26 protein-coding genes are annotated in these 26129 nt (G+C 30.8%); 15 read left to right on the forward strand and 11 right to left on the reverse strand.

All coding sequences use genetic code 11. The features are described 5' to 3' along the window. Positions 1–137: 137 nt before the first annotated feature. On the forward strand, positions 138–770 hold the full coding sequence (locus tag H574_RS0107275) for a porin family protein (protein ID WP_027879944.1): 633 nt from the start codon (positions 138–140) through the stop codon (positions 768–770). A 76-nt stretch (positions 771–846) separates the two neighbouring features. Here the strand turns inward: H574_RS0107275 and lpdA are convergent, their stop codons facing one another. Continuing rightward, positions 847–2223, reverse strand: a complete 1377-nt coding sequence (lpdA, locus tag H574_RS0107280; protein ID WP_036227262.1) for a dihydrolipoyl dehydrogenase — start codon at positions 2221–2223, stop codon at positions 847–849. Positions 2224–2339: 116 nt separating this feature from the next. On the opposite strand from lpdA, the gene H574_RS0107285 reads away from it, so the two are divergent. Further along, positions 2340–3623 (forward strand): NAD(P)/FAD-dependent oxidoreductase, encoded by a 1284-nt coding sequence (locus tag H574_RS0107285; RefSeq protein ID WP_027879946.1) that lies wholly within the window; start codon positions 2340–2342, stop codon positions 3621–3623. Positions 3624–3631: 8 nt separating this feature from the next. On the opposite strand, the gene msrB is transcribed toward H574_RS0107285, so the two are convergent. Beyond that, positions 3632–4108, reverse strand: coding sequence for a peptide-methionine (R)-S-oxide reductase MsrB (gene msrB, locus H574_RS0107290; RefSeq protein ID WP_027879947.1), 477 nt, complete (start codon positions 4106–4108; stop codon positions 3632–3634). A 171-nt stretch (positions 4109–4279) separates the two neighbouring features. Here msrB and H574_RS0107295 point away from each other — a divergent pair, with 171 nt between their 5' ends. The 3 genes from H574_RS0107295 to H574_RS0107305 all read left to right on the forward strand — a co-directional run bounded on the left by H574_RS0107295 (position 4280) and on the right by H574_RS0107305 (position 7146). After that, positions 4280–5113, forward strand: a complete 834-nt coding sequence (locus H574_RS0107295; RefSeq protein ID WP_027879948.1) for a M48 family metallopeptidase — start codon at positions 4280–4282, stop codon at positions 5111–5113. Positions 5114–5201: 88 nt separating this feature from the next. Further along, a complete protein-coding gene (locus H574_RS0107300) occupies positions 5202–6503 on the forward strand; it encodes an MFS transporter (RefSeq protein ID WP_027879949.1) in 1302 nt (433 codons plus the stop codon). 37 nt (positions 6504–6540) lie between these two features. Next, complete coding sequence (locus H574_RS0107305; protein ID WP_027879950.1) at positions 6541–7146, forward strand: hypothetical protein; 606 nt, start codon at positions 6541–6543, stop codon at positions 7144–7146. 69 nt (positions 7147–7215) lie between these two features. Here the strand turns inward: H574_RS0107305 and H574_RS0107310 are convergent, their stop codons facing one another. From H574_RS0107310 to H574_RS0107325, 4 genes are read right to left on the reverse strand one after another with little or no spacing between them, the layout of a single operon-like run. After that, entirely contained in the window at positions 7216–7947 is a 732-nt protein-coding gene (locus tag H574_RS0107310) for a head GIN domain-containing protein (RefSeq protein ID WP_027879951.1), read from the reverse strand. Positions 7948–7973: 26 nt separating this feature from the next. Next, positions 7974–9059 carry a DUF4097 family beta strand repeat-containing protein gene (locus H574_RS0107315; RefSeq protein WP_027879952.1) on the reverse strand — a complete coding sequence of 362 codons (1086 nt, stop codon included), beginning with the start codon at positions 9057–9059 and terminating at the stop codon, positions 7974–7976. Continuing rightward, complete coding sequence (locus H574_RS0107320; protein ID WP_027879953.1) at positions 9043–9600, reverse strand: hypothetical protein; 558 nt, start codon at positions 9598–9600, stop codon at positions 9043–9045. Before H574_RS0107320 ends, H574_RS0107315 begins: the two co-directional genes overlap by 17 nt. A gap of 5 nt (positions 9601–9605) precedes the next feature. After that, positions 9606–10160: an RNA polymerase sigma factor gene (locus H574_RS0107325; protein WP_027879954.1), complete on the reverse strand. Its 555-nt coding sequence runs from the start codon at positions 10158–10160 to the stop codon at positions 9606–9608. 272 nt (positions 10161–10432) lie between these two features. Here H574_RS0107325 and lon point away from each other — a divergent pair, with 272 nt between their 5' ends. Beyond that, positions 10433–12880: an endopeptidase La gene (lon, locus tag H574_RS0107330; protein WP_027879955.1), complete on the forward strand. Its 2448-nt coding sequence runs from the start codon at positions 10433–10435 to the stop codon at positions 12878–12880. A gap of 151 nt (positions 12881–13031) precedes the next feature. After that, complete coding sequence (gene porQ / locus H574_RS0107335) at positions 13032–14051, forward strand: type IX secretion system protein PorQ (RefSeq protein ID WP_027879956.1); 1020 nt, start codon at positions 13032–13034, stop codon at positions 14049–14051. A gap of 3 nt (positions 14052–14054) precedes the next feature. On the opposite strand, the gene H574_RS0107340 is transcribed toward porQ, so the two are convergent. Next, positions 14055–14657, reverse strand: coding sequence for an MCP four helix bundle domain-containing protein (locus H574_RS0107340; RefSeq protein ID WP_027879957.1), 603 nt, complete (start codon positions 14655–14657; stop codon positions 14055–14057). 151 nt (positions 14658–14808) lie between these two features. Here H574_RS0107340 and cmk point away from each other — a divergent pair, with 151 nt between their 5' ends. Beyond that, the gene (cmk, locus tag H574_RS0107345) at positions 14809–15498 is read left to right on the forward strand and encodes a (d)CMP kinase (protein WP_027879958.1); all 690 of its coding nucleotides are present in this window, start codon (positions 14809–14811) and stop codon (positions 15496–15498) included. A 64-nt stretch (positions 15499–15562) separates the two neighbouring features. On the opposite strand, the gene H574_RS0107350 is transcribed toward cmk, so the two are convergent. Next, positions 15563–15946, reverse strand: a complete 384-nt coding sequence (locus H574_RS0107350; RefSeq protein WP_027879959.1) for a LysM peptidoglycan-binding domain-containing protein — start codon at positions 15944–15946, stop codon at positions 15563–15565. A 380-nt stretch (positions 15947–16326) separates the two neighbouring features. Between H574_RS0107350 and rpsA the strand changes: the two genes are divergently transcribed. The 7 genes from rpsA to H574_RS0107385 all read left to right on the forward strand — a co-directional run bounded on the left by rpsA (position 16327) and on the right by H574_RS0107385 (position 22386). After that, positions 16327–18156, forward strand: coding sequence for a 30S ribosomal protein S1 (rpsA, locus tag H574_RS0107355; protein ID WP_027879960.1), 1830 nt, complete (start codon positions 16327–16329; stop codon positions 18154–18156). 134 nt (positions 18157–18290) lie between these two features. Further along, the gene (gene pyrR / locus H574_RS0107360; RefSeq protein ID WP_027879961.1) at positions 18291–18830 is read left to right on the forward strand and encodes a bifunctional pyr operon transcriptional regulator/uracil phosphoribosyltransferase PyrR; all 540 of its coding nucleotides are present in this window, start codon (positions 18291–18293) and stop codon (positions 18828–18830) included. Between the two features lie 3 nt (positions 18831–18833). Further along, positions 18834–19763, forward strand: a complete 930-nt coding sequence (locus H574_RS0107365; protein WP_027879962.1) for an aspartate carbamoyltransferase catalytic subunit — start codon at positions 18834–18836, stop codon at positions 19761–19763. A gap of 3 nt (positions 19764–19766) precedes the next feature. Beyond that, entirely contained in the window at positions 19767–20099 is a 333-nt protein-coding gene (locus tag H574_RS0107370; protein ID WP_027879963.1) for a hypothetical protein, read from the forward strand. Between the two features lie 9 nt (positions 20100–20108). Continuing rightward, positions 20109–21014 carry a ribonuclease Z gene (locus H574_RS0107375; RefSeq protein ID WP_027879964.1) on the forward strand — a complete coding sequence of 302 codons (906 nt, stop codon included), beginning with the start codon at positions 20109–20111 and terminating at the stop codon, positions 21012–21014. A 68-nt stretch (positions 21015–21082) separates the two neighbouring features. Further along, positions 21083–21730 carry a pyridoxamine 5'-phosphate oxidase gene (gene pdxH / locus H574_RS0107380; protein WP_027879965.1) on the forward strand — a complete coding sequence of 216 codons (648 nt, stop codon included), beginning with the start codon at positions 21083–21085 and terminating at the stop codon, positions 21728–21730. A 158-nt stretch (positions 21731–21888) separates the two neighbouring features. Then, the gene (locus tag H574_RS0107385) at positions 21889–22386 is read left to right on the forward strand and encodes a CAP domain-containing protein (RefSeq protein WP_027879966.1); all 498 of its coding nucleotides are present in this window, start codon (positions 21889–21891) and stop codon (positions 22384–22386) included. Positions 22387–22433: 47 nt separating this feature from the next. Here the strand turns inward: H574_RS0107385 and H574_RS0107390 are convergent, their stop codons facing one another. The 3 genes from H574_RS0107390 to H574_RS0107400 all read right to left on the reverse strand — a co-directional run. Next, on the reverse strand, positions 22434–24362 hold the full coding sequence (locus H574_RS0107390) for an OmpA family protein (RefSeq protein WP_036227266.1): 1929 nt from the start codon (positions 24360–24362) through the stop codon (positions 22434–22436). Between the two features lie 2 nt (positions 24363–24364). After that, entirely contained in the window at positions 24365–25312 is a 948-nt protein-coding gene (locus H574_RS0107395; RefSeq protein ID WP_027879968.1) for a PorP/SprF family type IX secretion system membrane protein, read from the reverse strand. A gap of 11 nt (positions 25313–25323) precedes the next feature. Next, positions 25324–26129: T9SS type B sorting domain-containing protein (locus tag H574_RS0107400; protein ID WP_027879969.1), on the reverse strand; the 806-nt coding region annotated here is incomplete at its 5' end.

Below are 26129 nucleotides of genomic sequence, written 5' to 3' on the forward strand. Positions count from 1 at the left end.
AAATATTTAAAGCAAATCTACTCTCTATATTAAAAACAGTTAAAAGCGATGCTTTTGCTGTTAAACCATGTTAATAAAGCATCTGAATAATTAAGGTCTTCGTAATTTCATTGTATAAACCAAAAAAAATGAATACAATGAAAAAATTAATTTTAAGTACTGTCGTATTATTATCTAGCTTAACTTTTATGAATGCGCAGTCAGATTCAAAAGCTGTTCAATTAGGTGTAAAAGGAGGCGTTAACTCTTCTACAATTAGCGGAGATGATGTTGGTGATTTATCGTCAAGAACAAGTTTTAATGCAGGTTTAGTAGCCGAAATTCCTATTTCTGAAAGAGTTTCTTTTCAACCAGAGGTTTTTTATTCAGGTCAAGGATTTGATATTCAAGAAGTAGATCAAGACAATGTTTTTGATACCGATGATAATATAGAATATCAATTAGATTATGTTCAAGTACCTTTATTATTAAAAGTTTATTTAGTAGAAGGATTATCTGTAGAAGCAGGACCGCAATTTGGCTTTAAGGTAAATGAAGAAATTGATTATCAACCAAACGATAACGCAGGAGATATAGATATTGAAGATAGTAATGTAAAAGACTTTGATACTAGTGTAGCTTTAGGTGCTGCATATAAATTTAATAATGGCTTTTTTATAAGCGGTCGTTATAACTTTGGTGTCACAGATATATTTGAAGACGGTACTATTTTTGAAAACGTAGATGCTAAAAACGAGGTATGGCAATTTGGTGTAGGATTTATGTTTTAATACATTATCAATCATATTAAATAAAAAAGGTTCCAGAATTTCTGGAACCTTTTTTATTAAAAATAGTTTTTCAATTTTATAAGTGAATCACTTCATCATAAGCATCTGCAACAGCTTCCATAACCGCTTCACTCATTGTTGGGTGAGGATGTACTGCTTTTAATACTTCATGTCCTGTAGTTTCTAACTTTCTACCTAAAACAGCTTCTGCAATCATATCCGTTACGCCAGCACCAATCATGTGGCAACCTAACCATTCTCCATATTTAGCGTCAAAGATAACTTTTACAAAACCTTCTTTGTTTCCTCCAGCACTTGCTTTACCAGATGCAGAAAAAGGGAATTTTCCTACTTTAATGTCAATACCTTTATCTTTAGCTTGTTGTTCTGTCAAACCAACACTAGCTATTTCTGGAGAACAATAAGTACAACCTGGTATATTACCATAGTCTAATTTTTCTACATGTTGTCCAGCAATTTTTTCAACACATAAAATACCTTCGGCAGAAGCAACGTGTGCTAATGCTTGACCAGGAGTTACATCTCCAATAGCATAGTAACCAGGTATGTTAGTTTGGTAATAATCATTAACTAATATTTTGTCTCTATCTACAGCAATACCAACATCTTCTAAACCAATATTTTCAATGTTAGTTTTAATACCAACAGCACTTAATACTACATCTGCTTCAATAACTTCTTCTCCTTTTTTAGTTTTAACTGTAGCTTTAACACCATCACCAGATGTGTCTACGCTTACAACTTCAGAAGAAGTTTTAATTTTAATACCGTTTTTCTTAAAAGAACGTTCTAATTGCTTAGATACTTCTTCATCTTCAACCGGTACAATTCTATCCATGTATTCAACAATAGTTACTTCTGTACCCATTGAGTTGTATACGTAAGCAAACTCAACACCAATAGCTCCAGAACCTACAACTATCATCTTTTTAGGTTGCTTTTTTAGTGTCATAGCTTCTCTGTAACCAATTACTTTTTCACCATCTTGTGGTAAGTTTGGTAACTCACGACTACGTGCGCCAGTTGCTATTACAATATGGTCTGCACTATATTCTTTTCCGTCAACTTCAACTTTTTTACCAGGTTTAAGTTTTCCAAAGCCATTAATAACGTCAATTTTATTTTTTTTCATTAAAAATTTAACACCGTTACTCATGCCTTCAGCAACACCACGACTACGTTTAACAACTGCATCAAAATCAGCTTCAGCTTCTTTTACCTTTAATCCATAATCTTCTGCATGCTTTAAGTATTCAAACACTTGCGCGCTTTTAATTAATGCTTTAGTTGGGATACATCCCCAATTTAAACATACACCACCTAAGCTTTCTTTTTCTACTACTGCAGTTTTAAAACCTAATTGAGAGGCTCTAATTGCTGTAACGTATCCACCTGGTCCACTTCCAAGAACTATAATATCGTATTTACTCATTATAAAAAGTTTTGTCGTTTTTTAGAAGCTACGAATTTACGAAATCGTATTTGAATAAAGAATTTTACAACCTCAAAAATTATAACTTTTACTACCTTTGTAATAAGTTTATATCTATGAATATTCCAAAATCTAGTTTTCCGCGAGTTGTAATTATTGGAGGCGGATTTGCTGGTGTAGCATTAGCAAAGAAATTATCTAAAAAAGAATTACAAGTTGTGTTGTTAGACAAACATAACTATCACAATTTTCAACCACTTCTTTATCAGGTGTCTACAGGAGGATTAGAACCTGATTCTATTGCGTACCCAATAAGAAAAATATTAAAAGATTTTCCAAACTTTTATTTTAGGTTAGCAGATGTTTCAGAAATTGATACTGAAAAATGTAAAGTAATTAGCAATATTGGAAGTTTAAAATTTGATTATCTAGTAGTTGCCTCAGGCTCTAAAACTAACTTCTTCGGAAATAAATCTATTGAAGATAATAGTATGGAAATGAAAACCATACCTCAATCTTTAAACTTAAGGAGCTTAATTCTTGAAAATTTTGAAGACGCACTATTAACTTCAAATTTACATGAAAGAAATGCTTTAATGAATTTTGTAATTGTAGGAGCTGGACCAACAGGTGTAGAGCTTTCAGGTGCTTTAGCAGAAATTAAAAAAGGGATTTTACCTAAAGATTATCCTGATTTAGATACCAGAACTGTACAGATTAATTTAGTACAATCAGGAGATAGAATATTAAAAGAAATGAGCGAAAAGGCTTCTAAAAAAGCAGAAGATTTTCTTGAAGATTTAGGTGTGCATGTTTGGAAAAACGTTAGAGTTACTGGTTATGATGGTAATGTGGTTACTACAAACAGTGATTTAACTTTTGAAGCAGAAACGGTTATTTGGGCTGCAGGAGTTAAAGGTGCTGCAATTAATGGTATTGATGGAGAAGAATTATTGTCTAAAAGTAATAGAATACAGGTTAACGAGTTTAATCAAGTAAAAGGTTTTAATAATATTTTTGCTATTGGAGATGTTGCCCAAATGACAACAGATCAAACACCTTATGGACATCCAATGATGGCGCAACCAGCCATACAACAAGGTAAACACTTAGGTGATAATTTATTGTGTTTAATAGAAAACAAGCCTCTAAAACCTTTTAAGTATAAAGATAAAGGAAGTATGGCAACTGTTGGTCGTAACAAAGCAGTTGTTGATTTACCAAAATTTAAATTCCAAGGTGTTTTTGCTTGGTTTGTTTGGATGTTTGTTCACCTATTTTTCTTAATAGGTTTTAGAAACCGACTTGTTGTATTTATAAATTGGGTTTATAATTATGTTAGGTTTGATCGTGAAGCACGTTTAATCATAAGACCTTATAAGAATAAATTTAAACCGTAAAATTTAGATTAATTTTCAGGGACAAAGTCTAACGCTACACCATTAATACAATGTCTTTTTCCAGTAGTATCTTTAGGTCCATCATTAAAAACATGACCTAAGTGACCACCACAGGTCGCGCAATGTTCTTCGGTTCTTGCATATCCTAAGTCATAATCAGTGCTAAAGGCAACATTACCTTTAATTTCTTGATCAAAACTTGGCCAACCTGTACCAGAATCAAATTTATTTTCACTTTTAAATAGAGGTGTGTTACAAGCAGCACAATGAAAAGTACCTGATCTGTATTCATTATTTAAAGGACTTGAAAACGCACGTTCTGTTCCGGCTTCTCTTAAAACATAGTATTCCATATCTGTAAGTTCTGCTTTCCATTGCGAGTCAGTTTTATTTACCGAAAAAGATTCTTTTTCGTCTTTGTCTTGACCTTTAGATTTACAACTAAACATTAAGGTAACAACAAGTAATAGAGCTATTTTTTTCATAATCATAGTTTTTTATTAAAGATAAGTCGTTTAAATTAATAAGACATTACAAAGCTTCATTTTAGCAGATTTTTATGACTTTTAATCGAAAACATTAAGACGATACTAACATAGCATAAAGTGATTTTTGTGAAAGATTTTGTACATTAGATTGAATTTAAAATTTCAACTATGAAAATTAACAAAATAATTGCTTCACTTACATTTTTAGTATTAATGGCAGTTTCTTGTGCTACAAATCCTTTTACAGGAAAAAAGACATTAGCATTAATACCAAATTCTCAATTGTTTCCTACTTCTTTTGCTCAGTATAATCAAGTACTTTCTGAAGGTAAAGTTGTTACAGGAACACAACAGTCTGAAATGATTAAACGTGTAGGACAACGTATTGCTGTTGCTGCAGAACGTTGGTTAAATGCTAACGGAAAACCAGGATATTTAAATGATTATAAATGGGAATATAATTTAATACAAGAAGATGTGGTTAATGCTTGGTGTATGCCAGGAGGTAAAATTGCATTTTATACAGGAATTTTACCAGTTGCAGAAAATGAAACAGCTATAGCAGTAATTATGGGTCACGAAGTGGCGCACGCATTAGCAAATCACGGTCAACAACGTATGAGTGCTGGTATGTTACAACAAGTAGGAGCTGTTGCAGGTAATGTTGCTATAAAAGATGAACAAACAAGAAATGCTTTTAACCAATATTATGGAGTAGGATCTCAAGTAGGATTAATGCTACCTTTTAGTAGAAGTCATGAAACTGAAGCAGACCGTATAGGGTTATATTTAACAGCAATAGCTGGTTATAATCCTGAGGAAGGAGCAGAGTTATGGAAGCGTATGGCGCAAGCGAGTGGAGGACAAGCACCACCAGAAATATTAAGTACGCATCCAGCTAATGAATCAAGAATAGATAACTTAACAGCATTAGCGCCTCAAGCAAAAGCTGAAGCTAAAAAATTTGGTGTGTCTAGTTTTAGACCTTTAGGAAAATACTAATTGAGAATTAAAAATATTTAATTACTTTCGGAGCTGTTCTTTTTAAGAGCAGCTTTTTTTTTAAAAGCATAACCTAACTAAAAATCAAATGGAAAACCTTCAAAAAGGAAGTAAAAAACTACTTAATGCTTGGGCATTTTATGATTGGGCAAATTCGGTTTATACTTTAACAATAGCTTCATCTATATTTCCAATATTTTATTCGGCATTATTTATAAATCAAACCCACAAAGTTGTAAATGCTTTTGGATTTGAGTTTAAAAGCACTGCATTAATTACTTTTATTACAGCTTTTACTTTTTTGGTTGTTGCTTTTACGTCTCCAATTTTATCTGGAATAGCAGATTATGTTGGTAATAAAAAAAACTTTCTTAAGTTTTTCTGCTATGTAGGTGGATTAGGCTGTATAGGATTATATTTTTTTAGTTTAGATCATATTTACATTAGTCTTCTGTTCTATTTTATGGGATTAATTGGTTATTGGGGAAGTTTGGTGTTTTATAATTCTTATTTACCAGACATTGCTTTTCCTGAACAACAAGATAGCATAAGTGCTAAAGGATTTAGTTTAGGTTATATAGGTAGTGTTATATTGTTAATAATCAATTTAATAATGGTTATGACTGCAGAAGATGGTCAAAAAATGGATATGATGCGCTATTCTTTTGTCATGGTTGGAATCTGGTGGATTGGTTTTAGTCAGTATAGCTTTTATTGGTTACCAAAAGGAACATCTAAAGGTCATAAAGTAACTAAAGAAGTTGTTTTAGACGGATTTAATGAGCTAAAAGTGGTCTGGAAAGCGCTACAAGAAAATGTTTTACTAAAAAAATATTTGCAATCCTTTTTTGTGTTTAGTATGGCTGTGCAAACCATTATGTTGGTAGCTGTTTATTTTGGTGAAGAAGAAATAAATTGGGGAAGTGATGATGCTAAAACTATGGGATTAATAGTTAGTATTTTAATAATACAGCTTATAGCTATTGTTGGCGCTGTATTAACATCTAAAGCATCATCTAAATTCGGTAATATAAAAACATTAATTGCTATTAATTTTATATGGATGAGTTTGTGTTTTTATGCTTATTTTATGGAAACACCAGTACAATTTTACATTGCAGCGAGTTGTGTAGGATTTGTTATGGGTGGTATACAAAGTTTAGCTAGGTCTACATACTCTAAGTTTTTACCAGAAACAAAAGATACAACGTCCTATTTTAGCTTTTTTGACGTTGCAGAAAAAATAGGTATCGTTATAGGAATGATTATTTATGGGACAATAGATCAGATTACAGGAAGTATGCGTAATTCAATTTTATTCTTATTTATATTCTTTTTAATAGGTATTATATTACTTTTTAGGGTGTTAAAACAACAAAAACTAGAATAATTTTTTATGTTTGTATAACAATCAACTAATTTTTATAATGAAAAAATCACTTTTACCTTTCCTGTCACTATTTATTTTATTGTCTGCTTTTACTTGTGAAAATGAATCTTTGGATTATGACCAAGAGTCTATTGATAGTATAAATAATAGTAATAACAGTTCTAATAATACAGATTTAGTAGGAACTTGGGATCTTGTTAGTTTTGATGTAGATATGCTAAATTCTGCTACTCTTCCTTCCGGAGATATGATAACAGAAATATTAGTAAGTTCTACTTCAACAGATTATCAGGTTACTTTTACTGAAACTGAATTTACTACAACAGGTAGTTATAGTTATGATACATTTATTGAGGCTGGAGGAATTTCTCAACAAGATAATCTAACATTAACAGATGTTACAGGATCAGGATCTTACACAACAGACGGTAATGAGATTACTACGGAAGGTGCATTTTTTGATTTTTCATTTGAAGGTGTAGATCAATCTGCTTTTGAGGACAATCAAACTAGTAACTATAGTATTAGCGCAGATGGGCAAACGCTAACATTTTCTCAAAATCAAACAACATTACAATCTGCTAACGGATTTGAAACAGAAATAGATATTGTAGCAGAATCTATTTGGCAAAAAATAAATTAGTAATATATAAGAAGTATAAAAAAGCCACTATTTAAATAGTGGCTTTTTTATTTATACTAACTATTGTTTTTAATTGCTAATATCGCCTGAACCAGTTACTTTTTTTGACACTTTTTCTGGATTGCCTTTATATTCTATATCTCCAGATCCTGTTACTCTTGCTTCTATCTCTTTATTAGCAACAACAACGATATCTCCAGATCCTGTTACTTTAGCTTCGGTGTAATTTGCGCTTAAATTTCCTCCATCAAAATCTCCAGATCCTGTTACAGACACTTCTAATTTTTCTGTTTTTCCGGATAGGTTAATATCTCCAGAACCAGTTACAACTACTTCGGTGTCATTTGCATTGATATCTAATGTAATATCTCCAGAACCAGAAAGACGTGTTTCAAAATTACTTGATTTTATTGTAGTATTACAAGTAACATCTCCAGAACCAGATAGTGTTACTTTATTAATATCTGTAAAAGGTATAGTAATTTTTATTCCTTTATTGCTAGTAGGCTTAAGGTTAATGTTGTTTTTTATTTTTATTATTAAGCTGTTTCCTTCAGATTCTGTAATGATATAATCTAATAAATTGCTTTCTCCTTCTAGGGTTATTTTACCTTCTTTACCTTTAACTAATTCAAAATCCATCCAACCTGCTAATTTTACGTTGTCATAGCTAGATGTTGTTCTGGTAATGGTAGTAATATCTCCGTTACCTCTTACTTTTTTGTTTCCCCATTGAGCACATGCAGTGTTAATACTAACTAGTGCTATTGCTAATATTAATGTGATTTTTAAAGATTTCATTGTATATGGTTTTATGATTAATGTTATTATTTATTATCGAAAGATACGCTTCCGTAGTCTGATTTTATAGTAATTAAATTACCAGAATTTTTAGTGTTTTTATAGCCTTTATAGTATTTGCTAGTAGAGCGTTCGTTTTTCATATTAAATTCAAAATCATTATCGCCATTTAAACCTCCGTAATCTAAGTCAATTTCAAAATCAAAATTGTAATCGTTATCTATACCAATTTTAATACCTACGTAATCTGAATCTATAAATACATTCCCTGCATTTTTAGTCATTTTACCAATTTTTATAGATCCGTAATCGGCTTTGATCTGTACGTTTTTGTAGACGTCTCCTAAAACAACGGTTAAATAGTCGCCGTTTCCTGAAAAGTTATTGATGTTATTAACACGTAAACTTCCGTAATCACAGTTGTAAGTTACGTTTTCTGCAATTTCGACAACAGAATTTGTGTAATCTGCAACAATGTCTAAGTTTTTAGCTTTAGCAACGGTAAACCCGCTATAATCTGCGTTTATTTTTCCGCTTTCGATATATTCGAAATAAGAATTGTTTGTATAGTCAAAAGAGATATTATTATTGTCTGCTAAAAGCTCTTTTGTGGTAATTTTACCGTAATCACAATTTATATTGGCGTGACCTTGTAATGTACCAAGAAGGATGCTTCCGTAGTCATTATTTAAATCGACATTGTTAGTAATAGGTAGTTTTACTAGGTAGTTAATTTGAATGTTAACATTGTTGCTGTTGCCCCAATTCCACCAAGATTTGCTTTTAGATTTACCAATTTGTGTTTCTGCAGAGACGTAGTTTGAAGTCGCAGAAAAATTTACATCAATATCATCTAATTTATCTTGTACTTTGTCCTCGTCATTACCGTTAGTAGTGATGGTGATTTCAAAAACAATTCGGTTTTCGTTCCAAGTAACAACATCAAGGTTGCCATAACGATTATCTATTTTTAACGTAGCGTCTTTAGAAACGTTATATTCTTTTTTTATAGTTTTTTTCTTGGTGTGTTTACCTCTCCAATCATTATCATTATTAGCAAAAATAGCTGCAGGTAAGAGTAGCAGTAATGTTAGTTTATATAGTAGTTTCATAGTTATTTTGTTTAAGTTCTTTTTGGTCTTCAATATATTGTAATGTTGTTTTTAAAATGTCTATTCTGTTTTGAAAGTTGGTGATCATAGCATAGATAACTAATTGATCTTCGCCACTTTCTTGTAAGCTAATTTTAAGGTTGTCGTATTCTTTTTCTAGTTCGTTTAGACGTTTTAAGGCGTCGTTAATAATAGTTTTAGTTTCTTGTGTTTGTTCTGCTTTTAGTTTGTTAACTTCAAAAGCAATAGCATTGGTAAAAAACTGTTGTGTTTCTGCCATTTCTGGTGATACGCTAGCTAAATCTTTAGGTTGTTCTTTAGCTTGCACACCAAAACTTATAGAAATAATTAGTGCAATAGAAGCTGCTACAGCTAATAAAGGTTTCCAGTACGATTTAGAGTCTTTTTGCACAATAGTTTTGGTGTTTTCTAATGCATTTAATTTTTCTAAAAAACGTGCTTCATGACCGTTATTTGGTGTCTCTACATCAAATTGTCCTTCTAAGTTTTTAAATAAATATTCTAAATTATCTTTACTCATAACAATTAATTTAATTGTTCTAATTTTTTTCTTAAACTGTCTTTAGCTCTAGATATCATAGTTCTGCAATTAGCGTAACTAATATTCATTACGTCTCCAATTTCTTCATAATCGTAACCTTCAATTAAATTAAGGGTTAAGACTACTTTGTAATTGGATTTTAAAAGATTTAAAGCTTCTAATACTTGTTGCACTTTTATGTTTGTTATTTCAACAGGTGTATCAATACCTTGATGGTCTTCAACTTTATAAAGCACATCATCTAAAGCGACATCGTGTTGCTTATTATTTTTATTATAAGCTTGTATGCTGTTATTAATTACAATACGCTTTAACCAGCCACCAAAGGTCTTTTTATCTTTTAAACTATCTAATTTTGAAAATGCCGTGATAAATGATTCTTGCATAATATCTTCAGCTTCAAAACTGTCATTTACAATTCTGTACGACGTGTTATACAATCCTTTGTAATACCTGTTGTAAAGCTCTATTTGGGCTTTTGGGTTACCAGATACACAAAGCATAACAAGTTGTTCAGTATTTTGATTAGTTAGTGTCAAAAATGTGATGGTTTATTATAAAGAGTTAATTTAATAATCATTGTTACACTTTCTTTAAAAATTTTTCAAAATTCTTTTCAATTTTAAAGTTTCAACTTTTTAAAAGGAATAAAGAAGTGGCACGTTAATTGAAATTTATATAATGTTATTGTATTCTAATTTAACATTAATAGCTAGTATATCAATGTTTTATAGGATTTGAATAATTCAATTTAAAACTATAAAAGTCGAAACCATTACTTTTTAATGACATTTTGACTTAAAACATACTTATGAAGAAATCTAATTTTATATCACTTGACAGTTTGTCATTACAAGATTTTGATGAAAACTCAGAATTAATTCCATTAATGACTCCTGAAGACGAAGAAAAAATTAATAAAGAAGAATTACCAGAAAGTTTACCAATACTTTCTTTGCGTAATACAGTACTTTTTCCAGGTGTAGTTATCCCAATTACAGCAGGAAGAGACAAGTCTATCAAACTTATAAACGACGCTAATAAAGGCGGAAAAGTAATAGGTGTAGTTGCACAAAAAGACGAAGATGTAGAAGATCCAAAAGTTACCGATATCCATCAAACAGGTACTGTAGCTCGTATTTTAAAAGTGCTTAAAATGCCTGACGGAAACACAACCGTGATTATTCAAGGTAAAAAGCGTTTTGCGATAGATCAAGTCTTAACAGAAGATCCTTATATTAAAGCAACGGTTAAAGAAGTAGCACAAGCTACACCAGCTGTTAAAAATGAAGAATTTAATGCAATTATTGAAAGCATTAAGGATTTAGCAGTTCAAATTATAAAGGATAGTCCAAATATTCCTACTGAAGCGACTTTTGCTATAAAAAATATAGAAAGCGAATCGTTTTTAATCAATTTTGTGTCTTCAAATATGAATTTATCTGTTGAAGAAAAGCAGAAACTATTAGAGATAAACGATTTAAAAGATCGCGCTTTAGAGACGTTACGTTATATGAATATCGAGCTTCAAAAACTAGAGTTAAAAAACGATATTCAATCAAAAGTACAAAGCGATTTAAATCAGCAACAGCGTGAGTATTTCTTAAATCAGCAATTAAAAACCATTCAAGAAGAACTTGGTGGCGGAAATGCTGAAGAAATAGAAGAAATGAAAACTCGTGCCAAATCTAAAAACTGGGACGAGAAAGTAGCAAAGCATTTTGAAAAAGAATTATCAAAAATGCAACGCATGAATCCACAAGTTGCCGAGTATTCTATTCAACGTAACTACTTAGATTTATTTTTAGATTTACCGTGGAACGAGTTTAGTAAAGATAAATTCGATTTAAAACGCGCACAAAAAATATTAGATCGTGACCATTATGGCTTAGACGATGTTAAAAAACGTATTATTGAGCATCTAGCAGTTTTAAAATTGCGAAATGACATGAAGTCGCCAATCATCTGCCTTTACGGTCCTCCAGGAGTTGGTAAAACATCTTTAGGAAAATCTATCGCAGAAGCATTGGGTAGAGAATACGTGCGTATGAGTTTAGGAGGATTACGTGACGAGGCAGAAATCAGAGGTCACCGTAAAACATACATTGGTGCAATGCCAGGTCGTATTATTCAAAGTCTTAAAAAAGCAGGAACATCAAATCCAGTTTTTGTTTTAGACGAAATTGATAAACTATCAAATTCGCATCAAGGCGATCCATCTTCAGCATTGTTAGAAGTTTTGGATCCAGAACAAAATAGCGAGTTTCATGATAACTTTTTAGAAATGGGTTACGACCTTTCAAAAGTAATGTTTATTGCAACTTCAAATAGTTTAAATACCATTCAACCAGCGTTGAGAGACCGTATGGAAATCATTAATGTTACAGGATATACTATTGAAGAAAAAGTTGAAATAGCAAAACGTCACTTACTACCTAAACAGTTGAAAGAACACGGTTTAACTGATAAAGATTTAAAAATTGGTAAGCCGCAATTAGAAAAAATTGTTGAAGGTTACACACGCGAATCTGGTGTACGTGGTCTAGAAAAACAAATAGCAAAAATGGTGCGTCACGCAGCAAAAAATATTGCTATGGAAGAAGAGTATAATATTAAAGTTACAAACGAAGATGTTATAGATGTACTAGGCGGACCAAAATTAGAGCGTGATAAATATGAAAACAACAACGTTGCTGGTGTAGTTACAGGATTAGCGTGGACACGAGTTGGTGGTGATATACTATTTATAGAATCTATCTTATCTAAAGGAAAAGGAGCAATGACAATTACTGGTAACCTTGGTAAAGTCATGAAAGAATCGGCAACAATTGCTATGGAATATATTAAAGCAAATGCTGAAACTTTAGGAATAAGTACGGATGTATTCAATAATTATAATGTTCATATTCATGTTCCTGAAGGAGCAACTCCAAAAGACGGACCAAGCGCAGGTGTTACGATGTTAACATCTTTAGTGTCTTTATTTACTCAAAAGAAAGTAAAAAAGAGCATTGCAATGACGGGAGAAATTACTCTTCGTGGGAAAGTGTTACCAGTTGGAGGTATTAAAGAAAAAATCTTAGCAGCAAAACGTGCTAGAATTAAAGAGATTTTATTATGCGAAGATAACAGACGAGATATAGAAGAAATTAAACCTGAATATCTAAAAGGACTCACATTTCATTACGTAACAGACATGAAAGACGTAATAGACATTGCAATAACAAATCAAAAAGTTAAAAACGCAAAATCATTATAATTTCAAATTTTAAAAAAGCTACCATAAACAGGTAGCTTTTTTTATTGTTGTAATATTTAAAATACTAATAGATATTTTTAAATAAAATTAAGCTAAAAAATAAATCATCTATAACTACGTTTTAAAAGAGATTTATTTACTTTGCAACCTTATGTTTAAAAAAGTTGTCCTGTTTACTGCTTGCCTTTTTAGCACGTATTGCTTTTCGCAATTAGGTGGACAATCTACTTACCAATTTTTAAATTTAATTGCATCACCACGTCAAGCTGCTCTTGGAGGTAAAGTGTTAACTAATGTAGATTACGATGTAACACAAGCACTTTATAATCCGTCTACTATTAATGTGAATATGGATAATCAATTTGCACTTAATTACAGTAGTTATTTAGGCGGTATTAATTATGGTACAGCAGCATACGCTTACACATGGGATAGGCGTACGCAAACTTTTCATGCAGGTGTAACATATATTAATTATGGAGATTTTGATGGTTATGATGAGCAAGGTAATCCTACAGGAACCTTTACAGGTAGCGAAGCCGCATTATCTTTAGGTTATGCTTTACAAATAGGGTATAGTGATTTTTATTTTGGCGGAAATTTAAAATTTATAACCTCTCGTTTAGAACAATATAATTCATTTGGTATAGCTACAGATTTAGGCTTACTTTATATAGATGAAGATTTAGAATTTCAAGCAACACTTGTTGTTAGAAATTTAGGAACACAAATTACAACCTATGCTGGTTTGCAAGAGTCTTTACCATTAGAAGTAAATATTGGCTTAAGTCAAACGTTAGAAAACATCCCGTTACGTTGGCATCTTACTTTTGAAAATCTTCAAGAGTGGCCAATCGGTGTTTCTAATCCAGCAAGAGCAACTACAGATTTAGAAGGTAATCAAACGCAAGAAAATGTAGGCTTTTTTAATAATGTGCTAAGACACACAATTATTGGTGCAGAGTTATTTCCTGATAAAGGTTTTAATATTCGTTTAGGCTATAATTTTAGAAGAGCAGAAGAGCTTCGTGTTGTTGATCAGCGTAATTTTTCTGGTTTATCTGCTGGTTTTGCAGTAAAAATTAACAAGCTTCGTTTTAGTTATACACATGCTAAATATACTGCAGCTACAGATGCTAACTTTTTTGGTTTGCATATTGATTTGAAGTAGTGTTTAATTGTCTTCTTTTTTAGGATTATACATTACAATTATTTGTATTACGATAGCAAGAAATATTAATAAGTAAATTTCTATTTGTGTAAATAATTCAACCGAATCTATAGCTTTTTTACTAATTGACATTTGTTTACTTCCTTCTAAAAGTTGAATTTTAGATAGATCCTCTAAGTTCTTTTTAATCTTAGCTATTTGTTTAAACATGTCTTCTTTGCTAGAAAAGTTAGAAGTAACATATTTAGATTCTGTATTATTTAGTTGTTGTAAGTTTTCTTTAAGATTACTAAAAGTTTTACTTTCTTCTTTAGTAAGTTTGGTAGCTTCAAATTTAGAAATAAGGTTTTCTATGTTTTTATTTTCTTCTTTATTAGAAACTTTAAAAAAAGTAGAATCTGATAATGCAACTGCAACTTCTTTTTTATGAATAGAATTTGAAAACTCTAAAATTAAGTTTTTAGCAACAAGTCTATCTTCGTAAATAGACACGACTGAGTCTTTTACGCGCACAAAGTTGTTTCTGTCAATAAGATTTGTGGTTACGATTAAAACAAAAACCATTAAAATACCAAGGGTCCATTTTATTTTATTGAAAAAAGTCATAAGTTTTAATATTTAAGGATAAATATAATTCAAATTAAGGAAGTGCGTGTTATTTCTTATTCAGTTTAACAATTATGCAAAGATGCTTAAATAAAGTATAATCTTTTTTAATCAATTTTAATCCCTATTTTTGAAGCCTAAAAGTTAAAACGTGCAAAAAATAACAATCGCTATAGACGGATTTTCTTCAACAGGAAAAAGTACAGTAGCAAAACAATTAGCAAAACACTTAGGTTATATATATGTAGACTCTGGCGCTATGTACAGAGCTGTAACGTTGTATACTATGCAAAATGGATGGATTGACAAAGATCATTTTGATGTTGTCGCTTTAGTATCAAACTTAAGTAACGTAGAAATTAGTTTTAAGTTTAATCCAAATCTAGGTTTTGCAGAAGTATATTTAAATGGAAAAAATGTTGAAAAGCAAATACGCACACTTGAAGTATCAAGCTATGTAAGTAAAGTAGCAGCAATACCAGAAGTACGTTACCAATTAGTAAAACAACAACATCAAATGGGTAAAGATAAAGGTGTTGTTATGGATGGTCGTGATATTGGAACCGTAGTTTTTCCTAACGCAGAGCTAAAATTGTTTATGACCGCATCTGCCGAAACTAGAGCACAAAGACGTTATGACGAATTAATAGAAAGAGGAGATAATATAACGTACGAAGATGTGCTTAAAAATGTTAGAGAGCGTGATTATATAGACTCTAACCGTGAAAATTCCCCTTTAGTAAAAGCAGAAGATGCTATAGAAATAGATAATTCTAACTTAACCTTAGAAGAACAATTTAAAAAGATTCTAAACCTAGTGGAAGAAACTTTAAATAATTAGATATCATTTTAAATAAAAAAAAGCGAACCAAAAGGTTCGCTTTTTTTATTCTTAATTTATAATTTTATAAATTAGGAATTTTAAGTTCTTGATCAGGATGTATCACATCAGGATTATTTAAAATGTCCTTATTAGCTTCAAAAATTGCTGTGTATTTTCTAGCATTTCCGTAATAATGCTTTGCTATTTTACCTAATGTATCACCACTTTTTACAGTATGTTTTGCATAAATACTTTCATCTGCAACAGTAATATTAGCCTTAATATCTGTTGGAGCTTCTTCACCAGAAACAGCTTTAATTTCGTCCCAAATTAAGTTTTTTTCGTATTGCGTATTAGCAGTACCTTTTACTTTTAAAATTCCGTCTTCAACCCAAACATCTCCGTTTTGGATATTTAACTTTTCTCCTAAATCTAATACGCTTTGATATTTTTCTTTAACTGCCATATAAATAGTTTTAATTGTTAATTCTTAAATAAAGATATGAAATATAACAATAGTTCTTTTAAACAAAAGGTTAAGTAAACTTACTGTATCGACTAAGTGTTTAAAATCATCGATTAAAAACATTGTTTTGTTATTGTTTACACAAATTTAAAGTGTGTTGATAATCAGTTAATTAATTTTCAAAAAAATTAGGCAAAATGGCTAAAATGTAGTATTTTTGCACTCCTTTTAGCGAGAATTGGATTTTTAAAAGGAAATTAAGAAAAATAAATTTAACGCTTCTGTTGGTATATCGCTTAATTAATCCAAAATATCACAGAATACAAACACAGTGTTTTCTTTCCGCGAAAGCGAGAAAAAAACATTGCAATTTTAATTAAATGGCTGAAAAAGCACAAGACGCAAAGGTTGAAGCAACCGAAGCAAAACAAAACAACGCTCCAGAAGTATCTGAAGCACAAAAAAACCCTGAAAAATTCTTAAAAGAGTTTAACTGGCACAATTACCAAGAAGGTATTGATGAAGTTGAAGATTCTCAATTAAAAGAATTTGAAAAATTAGTATCAGAAAACTTTGTTGACACATTAGATGACGAAGTAGTAGAAGGTGAAGTAGTACACATTACAGATCGTGATGCTATTATTGACATTAACGCTAAGTCAGAAGGTGTTATTTCTTTAAACGAGTTTAGATACAACCCAAATTTAGCAGTAGGAGACAAGGTAGAAGTATTAATTGATGTTCGTGAAGACGCAACAGGACAATTAGTATTATCTCACCGTAAAGCTCGTGTAATTAAAGCTTGGGATAGAGTAAACAAAGCTCACGAAACTGGCGAAATCGTAAACGGTTTTGTTAAGTGTCGTACTAAAGGAGGTATGATTGTAGATGTTTTTGGTATCGAAGCATTCTTACCAGGTTCTCAAATTGACGTTAAGCCAATTAGAGATTACGATCAGTACGTAAATAAAACAATGGAATTTAAGGTTGTTAAAATTAACCACGAATTTAAAAACGTTGTTGTTTCTCATAAAGCGCTTATCGAAGCAGATATCGAAGAGCAAAAGAAAGAAATTATTGGTCAATTAGAAAAAGGTCAAGTATTAGAAGGTGTTGTTAAAAACATCACATCTTACGGTGTATTTATCGACCTTGGTGGTGTAGATGGATTAATCCACATTACAGACTTATCATGGTCTCGTATCAACCATCCAAACGAAATCGTTGAGTTAGACCAAAAATTAAACGTTGTAATCTTAGACTTTGATGAGGATAAGTCAAGAATCCAATTAGGTCTTAAGCAATTATCTAAACATCCTTGGGATGCATTAGGAGAAGAAGTTGCTGTAGGTGACAAAGTAAAAGGTAAAGTAGTTGTAATCGCAGATTACGGTGCATTTATCGAAGTTGCTGAAGGTGTAGAAGGTTTAGTACACGTATCTGAAATGTCATGGTCTACACACTTACGTTCTGCTAACGATTTTGTTAACGTTGGTGACGAAGTAGAAGCAGTAATCTTAACATTAGATAGAGAAGACCGTAAAATGTCTCTTGGTATTAAGCAATTAACACCAGATCCATGGACAGATATTACTACAAAGTATCCTGTAGGTTCTAGACATACTGGTACTGTACGTAACTTTACTAACTTTGGAGTATTTGTAGAATTAGAAGAAGGTATTGACGGATTAATTTATATCTCAGATTTATCTTGGACTAAGAAAATAAAACATCCATCTGAGTTCTGTAACGTTGGCGATAAGTTAGATGTAGTTGTATTAGAATTAGATGTTGAAGGACGTAAATTATCTTTAGGTCACAAACAAACTACAGAAAACCCTTGGGACAAATACGAATCTGAATTTGCTTTAGGTACTACTCATACTGCAGAAATTGCAGACGTAGTAGATAAAGGAGCTACAATTGAGTTTAACGAAGATATCGTTGCATTTGTACCATCTCGTCATATGGAAAAAGAAGACGGAAAAATGCTTAAGAAAGGTGACACTGCTGAATTTAAAATTATTGAATTTAATAAAGAATTTAAGCGTGTTGTAGCATCTCATACTGCTGTATTTAAAGAAGAAGAGATTGCTAATGTAAAAGCTGCTGCTAAAAAAGCAGAAGCTCAAGCTGCAGAAGCAAAACCAACTTTAGGTGATGCTAACGAAGCGTTACAAGCATTAAAAGATAAAATGGACGGTAAGTAATCTTACTTAATTTTATATAATTTAAAAGCCTCTCAAAAATAATTTGAGAGGCTTTTTTATGTAAAAACAAAAACACCTTTTAACTTATCATATTTTACTTTACCTTTGTTAACCAAACCCGTTTGGAAAACACTATGAGTCAAAGAGTGCTACTTAATGCAACCGAAATAAACATCATTCTTCACAGATTGGCTTGTCAACTTATCGAAAATCATAACGACTTTTTAGATACTGTTTTAATAGGAATTCAGCCTAGAGGAAAGTTTTTAGCAAATAGATTAGCTGAAATTTTAACCAAAGAATATAAAGTCAAAAATCTTCAATTAGGGCATTTAGATATTACGTTTTATAGAGATGATTTTAGAAGAAGTGATAAACCTTTAGAAGCAAATAAGACAGAAATCAACTTTGTAGTAGAAGACAAAAAAGTAGTCTTTATTGACGATGTATTATATACAGGACGCAGTATTCGTGCTGCATTAACAGCAATACAAAGTTTTGGAAGACCTACAGAAATAGAGTTGTTAACACTTATAGACAGACGTTTTAGTAGACATTTACCAATACAACCAGATTACAGAGGAAGACAAGTAGATGCCATTAACAATGAAAAAGTTAAAGTGCATTGGAAAGAAAACGAAGAAGAAGACACAGTATATCTTATAAATAATTAAACTATGAGCGAATTAAGTGTTAATCACTTACTAGGTATTAAATATCTTAAAGAAGAAGATATAGAGCTTATTTTTAAAACAGCAGATCATTTTAAAGAGGTTATTAATAGACCCATTAAAAAAGTACCTTCGCTAAGAGATATAACTATAGCTAATCTATTTTTTGAAAATTCAACACGTACAAAACTGTCTTTTGAGTTAGCAGAAAAAAGACTATCAGCAGATGTCATTAACTTTTCAGCAGGACAATCTTCAGTAAAAAAAGGAGAAACCTTAATAGATACAGTAAATAATATCCTATCTATGAAAGTAGATATGGTAGTAATGCGTCATCCTAATCCTGGTGCAGGTGTTTTTTTATCAAAACATGTAGACGCAGCAATTGTAAATGCAGGAGATGGAGCACATGAGCATCCAACACAAGCGCTTTTAGATTCGTATTCTATTAGAGAAAGATTAGGTAGTGTAAAAGGTAAAAATGTAGTTATTGTAGGAGATATTTTGCATAGTCGTGTGGCTTTATCAAATATTTTTGCTTTAAAACTTCAAGGCGCAAACGTAATGGTTTGTGGACCTAAAACATTATTGCCAAAACATATTGATAAGTTAGGAGTAAAGGTAGAAACCAACCTTCGTAAAGCTTTAAATTGGTGTGATGTAGCAAATATGTTGCGTGTACAAAACGAGCGTATGGATATTAGTTATTTCCCTTCTACAAGAGAATATACCCAACAGTTTGGAGTTAATAAAGATCTATTAGACAGTTTAGATAAAGAAATAATAATCATGCATCCAGGACCAATAAATCGTGGTGTAGAGATTACTAGTGATGTTGCAGACTCAAAACAAGCCATAATTTTAGACCAAGTCCAAAATGGTGTAGCTGTAAGAATGGCTGTAATCTATCTTTTAGCTTCAAAAATTAAAAACTAAGTTATGATTATAGATCAAAATGAAAACATAACAACCATAACCCAAGAAAATGCTTCGGTTATAGAATTGGTAAAAAAAATAGAGGCTCTTTATCCAAAATTTAAAAACAATAACATCATTGTTAATTTAAATACAATAAAACCTATTCCTTTAGAACAAATTATAGAGTTTTTAAGAGTTTCTAATCAACATCGTGCAGCAAAACATTCTTTTGTAATTGTAAATGAAGGTATAGATGTAGACAAAACTCCAGAAGAAATAGTAATAGTGCCAACACTTCAAGAAGCACAAGATATTATTGAAATGGAAGAAATGGAGCGCGATCTAGGATTTTAAATTCAACTTATGAAGTTAAATATTTTAGGCTGTTACAGCGCAACACCACGTACTTTTACAAATCCTACATCTCAAGTTTTAGAAATTAAAAATCATTTATTTTTAATTGATTGCGGAGAAGGAACACAAGTACAATTGCGTAAACATAAAATAAAATTTAACCGCATAAAACACATTTTTATATCTCATTTACACGGCGATCATTTTTTTGGCTTAGTAGGATTAATATCTACATTTAGATTATTAGGTCGTGAGGCAGATCTATATATTCACGCACCAAAAGGATTAAAAGAAGTCATTGTATTACAAATGAAGTTAGCACAGTCTTGGACTAATTATAATTTATACTTTCATGAGCTAACTTCAACATCATCAGAGCTTATTTTTGAAGACGAAAAAGTAGAAGTACATACAATACCATTGGACCATCGCATATATACCAACGGTTTTTTATTTAAAGAAAAAATAGGAGAACGCAAGTTGGATATGAATGCAGTGCTTAATGAAGATATTGACGTAGCATATTATCGTAAATTAAAACAAGGTGCAGATGTACCAAATAAAAAAGGAGAAATAGTAAAAAACCAAATGGTAACTTTACCAGCACCACAACCAAAAAGTTATGCATTTTGTAGTGATACAGCTTATAACGAAGCTTTAGTGCCTATTATAAAAAATGCTACAGCGCTTTATCATGAATCTACATTTTTAGAAAAACATGCAAAGCTAGCAGCTCCAACAAAGCACAGTACAGCTGTACAAGCCGCAACAATAGCCAAATTAGCCAATGTAGAGCAGTTGATATTAGGACACTATTCAACTAGATATGATAATCTACAAGATTTTAAAATAGAAGCTCAGACTATTTTTAACAATGTAGAATTAGCTGAAGATGGAAAAGTTTTCGAATTTTAGCCGAAATACAAATTACCGCACTAACATTTAAAATTTAAATCTTGTAAATTTACATTCAAATTAAATTTATGGAAAAAGATTTAAGCAATTATCGAAAGTCTTACGAAAAGGGCGAATTACTCCTAAAAGACACACCAGAAAACCCTTTAGAACTCTTCAGATCTTGGTTTAATGAAGTAGACCAACATTTCCCGCAAGATGAAACTAATGCTATGACAGTATCTACTATTGGTTTAGACGGTTACCCAAAAAATAGGGTAGTACTTCTTAAAAAATTTACTTACGAAGGTTTTATATTTTACACCAATTATCAAAGCGAAAAAGGAAAAGCAATAGCGAATAACCCTAATATTTGTTTATCTTTTTTTTGGCATGGAGCCGAAAGACAAATAATTATTAAAGGTAAAGCAGAAAAGATTGCTCCTAATTTAAGTGATGGTTATTTTGAATCTCGTCCAAAAGGAAGTCAACTTGGTGCTTTAGCTTCAAATCAAAGTGAAGTTGTAGAAAGTAGAGATGTGTTAGAAAATAAGTTAAAAGCTTTAGAAATCGCATATAAAGGCAAAGAAGTAGAACGACCAGAATTTTGGGGAGGTTATATTGTTAAACCAATTTCTATTGAGTTTTGGCAAGGTAGACCTAATAGATTACATGATAGAATTTTATATACGTTAGAAGAAAATTACGATTGGGTTAAGAAAAGATTATCTCCTTAAAATACCGTTTAAATGCATGTTATTGATACTAATAATCGATAAAGTGTATTAAAAGACGTTAAAAAACATGTAGTTAATCGATTTTAACATTTCTTTAACATAATTAAAAATGAACTGTTCATATTTTAGAGGTACCCAAATTATTTATCCCTAAAATTATGAAACTAACACTTAACCTACTTACTGTTTTTTTCTTTGCTATAACACTATCTTCTTGTAGCACAGATACTTTAGATGATGATCAAAATGTTGCTAAAAGCAATGACATTGTAATTCCTGAAGCTAAAACTATTGAAATAGAGATTTTAGAGCTAATTAACCAGCACAGAATAAGTATTGGTTTAAACGAATTAAAAAGTATTGACATAATTAAAGGTCAAGCGTATTCTCACACAGATTATATGATTGATATTGATGAAGTAAATCATGACTATTTTCATAGCAGAAAAGCTTACTTACAAGCAAATGCAGATGCCCAATCTGTGTCAGAGAATGTTGCATATGGATATTCTAGTGCAAATTCTGTAGTAAATGCTTGGTTAAACAGTGAAGGTCATAGACAAACCATAGAAGGAGATTTTAGTCATTTTGAGATATCTGCAGAAAAAAATGCTAACGACAAATGGTATTTTACAAATATTTTTATAAAAAAATAATAAAGGATAATAGCTAAAAAAAAGCCTTCCAATTTGGAAGGCTTTTTTTATTTATAATTATTTGTTATGATAAATTTTGATCGTCTGTTTTCTTCATGTTCTTCATCTGTACATTTAACTCCGTTTTTGCAACGATTTAATATTTGAGATTCTCCATAACCAATAGCGCTTTGTATTCGGTCTTTTGCTATGCCTCTAGAAAATAAATAATCTCTAGTAGACTTAGCTCTTCTATCAGATAATTTCATATTATAACTATCATTACCACGACTATCTGTATGAGATTCGATTTTAATAACCATTTTTGGATGTTCTCTCATAACAGCAACTATGTTTTCTAACTCATAAGCAGCATCTGGTCTAATATTAGATTTGTCAAAGTCAAAAAATATCGGGTTAATTACAATTTCATTATCAATAATAAGTGGTTTTAATGATAAATCAATTTCAGTTTCTTCTTGATTAATTGCAGATGTTTCAAACTCAATATTATCAGGTCTGTAGATTGGTTTTTCAGCTAAAATTGTATAAGTTTTCTCGCAATCTATTTTAAACTCGTAATAACCATCTTCTTTAGTTTGATATCTTTCTAATATTTTACCATCTATGTTAATTAAAGAGACTGTAGCTTTTGACAATAATTCATTAGTTAATTCATCTCTAATTAAACCTTTTACGATTTGTTCACATTTTAATTTACCAAACGCATAAATATCATCTCCACCTTGTCCTCCTTCTCTGTTAGAAGAAAAATAACCTGTATTTGTTTCTGTATCTATAAAGTAACAAAAGTCATCAAAAGAACTATTAAAAGGAGCTCCTAAATTTTTGACTTCAATATCAGTATTGGTTTTTAAAATATTAGATTCAAAAATATCTAAAAGACCTAGGTTAATATTAGCATCACTAGAAAAGTATAGAGTAGAGTCTTTTGCAACAAAAGGGAATTTTTCGTTTCCTTCTGTGTTAATTTTTGGTCCTAAATTAATAGGTTCTCCAAATGTACCATCATCATTTATAGCTACTTTATACAAATCTGTTTGACCATACCCACTATCCATGTTTGATGAAAATATTAATGTCTTATTGTCTGGAGTAAGGGTAGGAGCTGTAAAGTCAAAGTTTTCATTATTAAATGGTAATTCTTCAATATTTGTCCAGGTATTATCAACTTTAGTTGCTTTATAAAGTTTTAAATTTGAGGATCCACTTTTATTATATCGTCTTTTTTCCTTTTTATTCACATTATTTCTGGTAAAATACATTGTATTACCATCATTTGTAATGGTAACAAGACCTTCGTGATCATTTTTAGTATTGATTTCAGAATTTAATTTCGCAGCATTACTAAATACTTTTTTATTGTTTTCTATAGTAATTTCAGACTCAAAAATATTTAAATAAGGTTCATTATTAAGTTCGTATAATTCTTTTTCATTTGTAATAGAATCTTTAACCCAAGTAGAGTAGAAGTATAATTTATTATCTTTTTCGAAACTACCAAAATCTGAATATTTTGTATTTAGAGGTAAATTTTCAATTTCTACATAAACCTTTTCTGTGCTTGATAATTCTGAATATGTATCTAGATTAAATTTTTCTATATCTTTTATTCGTCTATCTTTTTTATTGTTCTTGTTAAAAATTTTGACAAATTCAATAGCTTCTTCATATTTCTTTTGAGCTCTTAAAGTTTGAATGTATTTATATACATAATCAGAGTTAATGTTTGGATATTTATCAATCGCTTTTTTATACCAAAAAGCAGCTTCTTTTACTTTACTAATGTTAAAATAGCAGTCTCCTAGTCTTGACAAAATATGTTCTGTACTGTCTTCTTTTTTTAAAGCTTCTTTGTATAACTCTGCAGCATTATCATAATTAAAGTCTCTAAAAAAATTATCTGCAACTTTTGTTTGTGCTATTGATAATTGACAAACAAAAAATAATATTAAGTATGTAAAATTTAATTTCATCTTTAGAAATATCTTGGAGATTTAACACGTTTTGTTGGTTTAAACACCTCAAACATTAACAATATTTCGTGCGTACCACCAGTGTAAGGTCTTAAATCTGTTATATAATGTTCATAAGCGTATCCAATTCTCATTTGTGGCGAAATTTGGAAATCTGCTAATCCTCCGATTGTTGACGTATCTTGATTATATCTATAACTTCCACCAATCCAAAACGTTTCATTAAATAGTAAGTGAACACTTAAGTCAAAAGTTATTGGAGCACCATTTGTAAATTTAACTACTGTAGAAGGCTTTAGTTTAGTGTTTTCACCTAAATCAAATACGTATCCTCCAGTAAAATAATATCCAACACGTTCTAATGCTATGTAATCTACGTTAGGATCTAAAGCAGACTCGTTATAATTTGTATTAATAATTCTAGGAGCAGAAAGACCCAAATACCAACGATTTTGATGTAAATATGCGCCTACACCAAAGTTAGGATTCCAACGGTTTGTAAAATTGCTAAAAAATGGATCTTGAGATACACTTTGATCATCCAAAAATCCTGCTCTATCTAAGCTATAGTGTATAAAACCAGCGCTTAAACCTAATGCTAATTTAGTTTTTTCAGATACTTGAATTGTATAAGAAAAAGCTCCATTTACGTACACAAAATTTTCATAACCTAATTCATCATTTATAGCTGTAGCACCTAGTCCAATTTTTTCATTTTTTAAAGGCGAATGTATTGATACAGTTGAAGTAGTAGGAGCTCCTTCAAGACCAACCCATTGACTTCTATGTAGACCAACAATACTTAGTGTTTCTCTACTGCCTGCATATGCAGGATTTATGGAAATTGTATTAAACATGTATTGAGTAAATTGAGGTAATTGTTGAGCAGTTATCTCTAAACAACCTAAAAAGAACAATACAATTATTCCATATTTTGAAAATTTTTTCATTAATAGCATTTTTATTTAGTACCTAAATATATTGGACCAGCAATTGGGTCTAAACCACTTTCTTTAAGTACTACTACATAGTAATAAGTACCATTTGGCAATCTTCCTGCAGATCCAATTGAAGATGAAGGTGAAACTCCGCTCCAGTCATTTTGGTAATTATCAGATTCATATACCACATCACCAAATCTGTTAAATAGTTTTACTTCTACAACAAAACCGCAATCAGAAGCTCCTGTAACATTAAATGTTTCGTTATAACCATCTCCATTTGGTGTTACAGCTTTAGATATTTTGATTCTGTCTAAGCTTCCACAAGGTAATACCACACAGTCTTCATTAATATTAACAGTTAATCTAAATGTTTTTAAGCATCCATTATCAATTGTTGTATAAGTAAAGACATAGTCACCTAAATCTACATCTAAAGGATCAAATATTCCATTTGCAATTGAAATTCCGTCTGTTTCAACAGTCCATTCCATATCAGTATCATATCCAAGAGGTAGTTCATTGTATAGATCAATTTCACCATCTTCATAACATCTTGAAATAAATGATTCTTCTATAAAGTTTTCAGTAATGACGTTAATATTATGAGTAATTACTGTACTGTTGTTACATTCATCTGTTGCAGTCCAAATCCAAGTAATAGTGTACATTTCTTCTTCACCAGTGTATGTTGAAGTTTCTTCAAAAGTAAATTCAATATCTTGTTCAGAACAGTTGTCTTCAAAAATTAACTCAGGAACTTCTGGAATGTTAGAACAAACAACATCTGAAGGTAAATCTAATTGAGTCACTAATATTGGACCAA

This window comes from Mesoflavibacter zeaxanthinifaciens DSM 18436 (genome assembly GCF_000422365.1).
Taxonomy (GTDB): domain Bacteria; phylum Bacteroidota; class Bacteroidia; order Flavobacteriales; family Flavobacteriaceae; genus Mesoflavibacter; species Mesoflavibacter zeaxanthinifaciens.

Bases quoted from the DNA above. Each gene is read 5' to 3' on its own strand.
- H574_RS0107275 (WP_027879944.1), top strand. From the start codon at position 138: ATGAAAAAATTAATTTTAAGTACTGTCGTATTATTATCTAGCTTAACT.
- lpdA (WP_036227262.1), bottom strand. From the start codon at position 2,223: ATGAGTAAATACGATATTATAGTTCTTGGAAGTGGACCAGGTGGATAC.
- H574_RS0107285 (WP_027879946.1), top strand. From the start codon at position 2,340: ATGAATATTCCAAAATCTAGTTTTCCGCGAGTTGTAATTATTGGAGGC.
- msrB (WP_027879947.1), bottom strand. From the start codon at position 4,108: ATGAAAAAAATAGCTCTATTACTTGTTGTTACCTTAATGTTTAGTTGT.
- H574_RS0107295 (WP_027879948.1), top strand. From the start codon at position 4,280: ATGAAAATTAACAAAATAATTGCTTCACTTACATTTTTAGTATTAATG.
- H574_RS0107300 (WP_027879949.1), top strand. From the start codon at position 5,202: ATGGAAAACCTTCAAAAAGGAAGTAAAAAACTACTTAATGCTTGGGCA.
- H574_RS0107305 (WP_027879950.1), top strand. From the start codon at position 6,541: ATGAAAAAATCACTTTTACCTTTCCTGTCACTATTTATTTTATTGTCT.
- H574_RS0107310 (WP_027879951.1), bottom strand. From the start codon at position 7,947: ATGAAATCTTTAAAAATCACATTAATATTAGCAATAGCACTAGTTAGT.
- H574_RS0107315 (WP_027879952.1), bottom strand. From the start codon at position 9,059: ATGAAACTACTATATAAACTAACATTACTGCTACTCTTACCTGCAGCT.
- H574_RS0107320 (WP_027879953.1), bottom strand. From the start codon at position 9,600: ATGAGTAAAGATAATTTAGAATATTTATTTAAAAACTTAGAAGGACAA.
- lon (WP_027879955.1), top strand. From the start codon at position 10,433: ATGAAGAAATCTAATTTTATATCACTTGACAGTTTGTCATTACAAGAT.
- porQ (WP_027879956.1), top strand. From the start codon at position 13,032: ATGTTTAAAAAAGTTGTCCTGTTTACTGCTTGCCTTTTTAGCACGTAT.
- H574_RS0107340 (WP_027879957.1), bottom strand. From the start codon at position 14,657: ATGACTTTTTTCAATAAAATAAAATGGACCCTTGGTATTTTAATGGTT.
- H574_RS0107350 (WP_027879959.1), bottom strand. From the start codon at position 15,946: ATGGCAGTTAAAGAAAAATATCAAAGCGTATTAGATTTAGGAGAAAAG.
- rpsA (WP_027879960.1), top strand. From the start codon at position 16,327: ATGGCTGAAAAAGCACAAGACGCAAAGGTTGAAGCAACCGAAGCAAAA.
- pyrR (WP_027879961.1), top strand. From the start codon at position 18,291: ATGAGTCAAAGAGTGCTACTTAATGCAACCGAAATAAACATCATTCTT.
- H574_RS0107365 (WP_027879962.1), top strand. From the start codon at position 18,834: ATGAGCGAATTAAGTGTTAATCACTTACTAGGTATTAAATATCTTAAA.
- H574_RS0107370 (WP_027879963.1), top strand. From the start codon at position 19,767: ATGATTATAGATCAAAATGAAAACATAACAACCATAACCCAAGAAAAT.
- H574_RS0107375 (WP_027879964.1), top strand. From the start codon at position 20,109: ATGAAGTTAAATATTTTAGGCTGTTACAGCGCAACACCACGTACTTTT.
- pdxH (WP_027879965.1), top strand. From the start codon at position 21,083: ATGGAAAAAGATTTAAGCAATTATCGAAAGTCTTACGAAAAGGGCGAA.
- H574_RS0107385 (WP_027879966.1), top strand. From the start codon at position 21,889: ATGAAACTAACACTTAACCTACTTACTGTTTTTTTCTTTGCTATAACA.
- H574_RS0107390 (WP_036227266.1), bottom strand. From the start codon at position 24,362: ATGAAATTAAATTTTACATACTTAATATTATTTTTTGTTTGTCAATTA.
- H574_RS0107395 (WP_027879968.1), bottom strand. From the start codon at position 25,312: ATGAAAAAATTTTCAAAATATGGAATAATTGTATTGTTCTTTTTAGGT.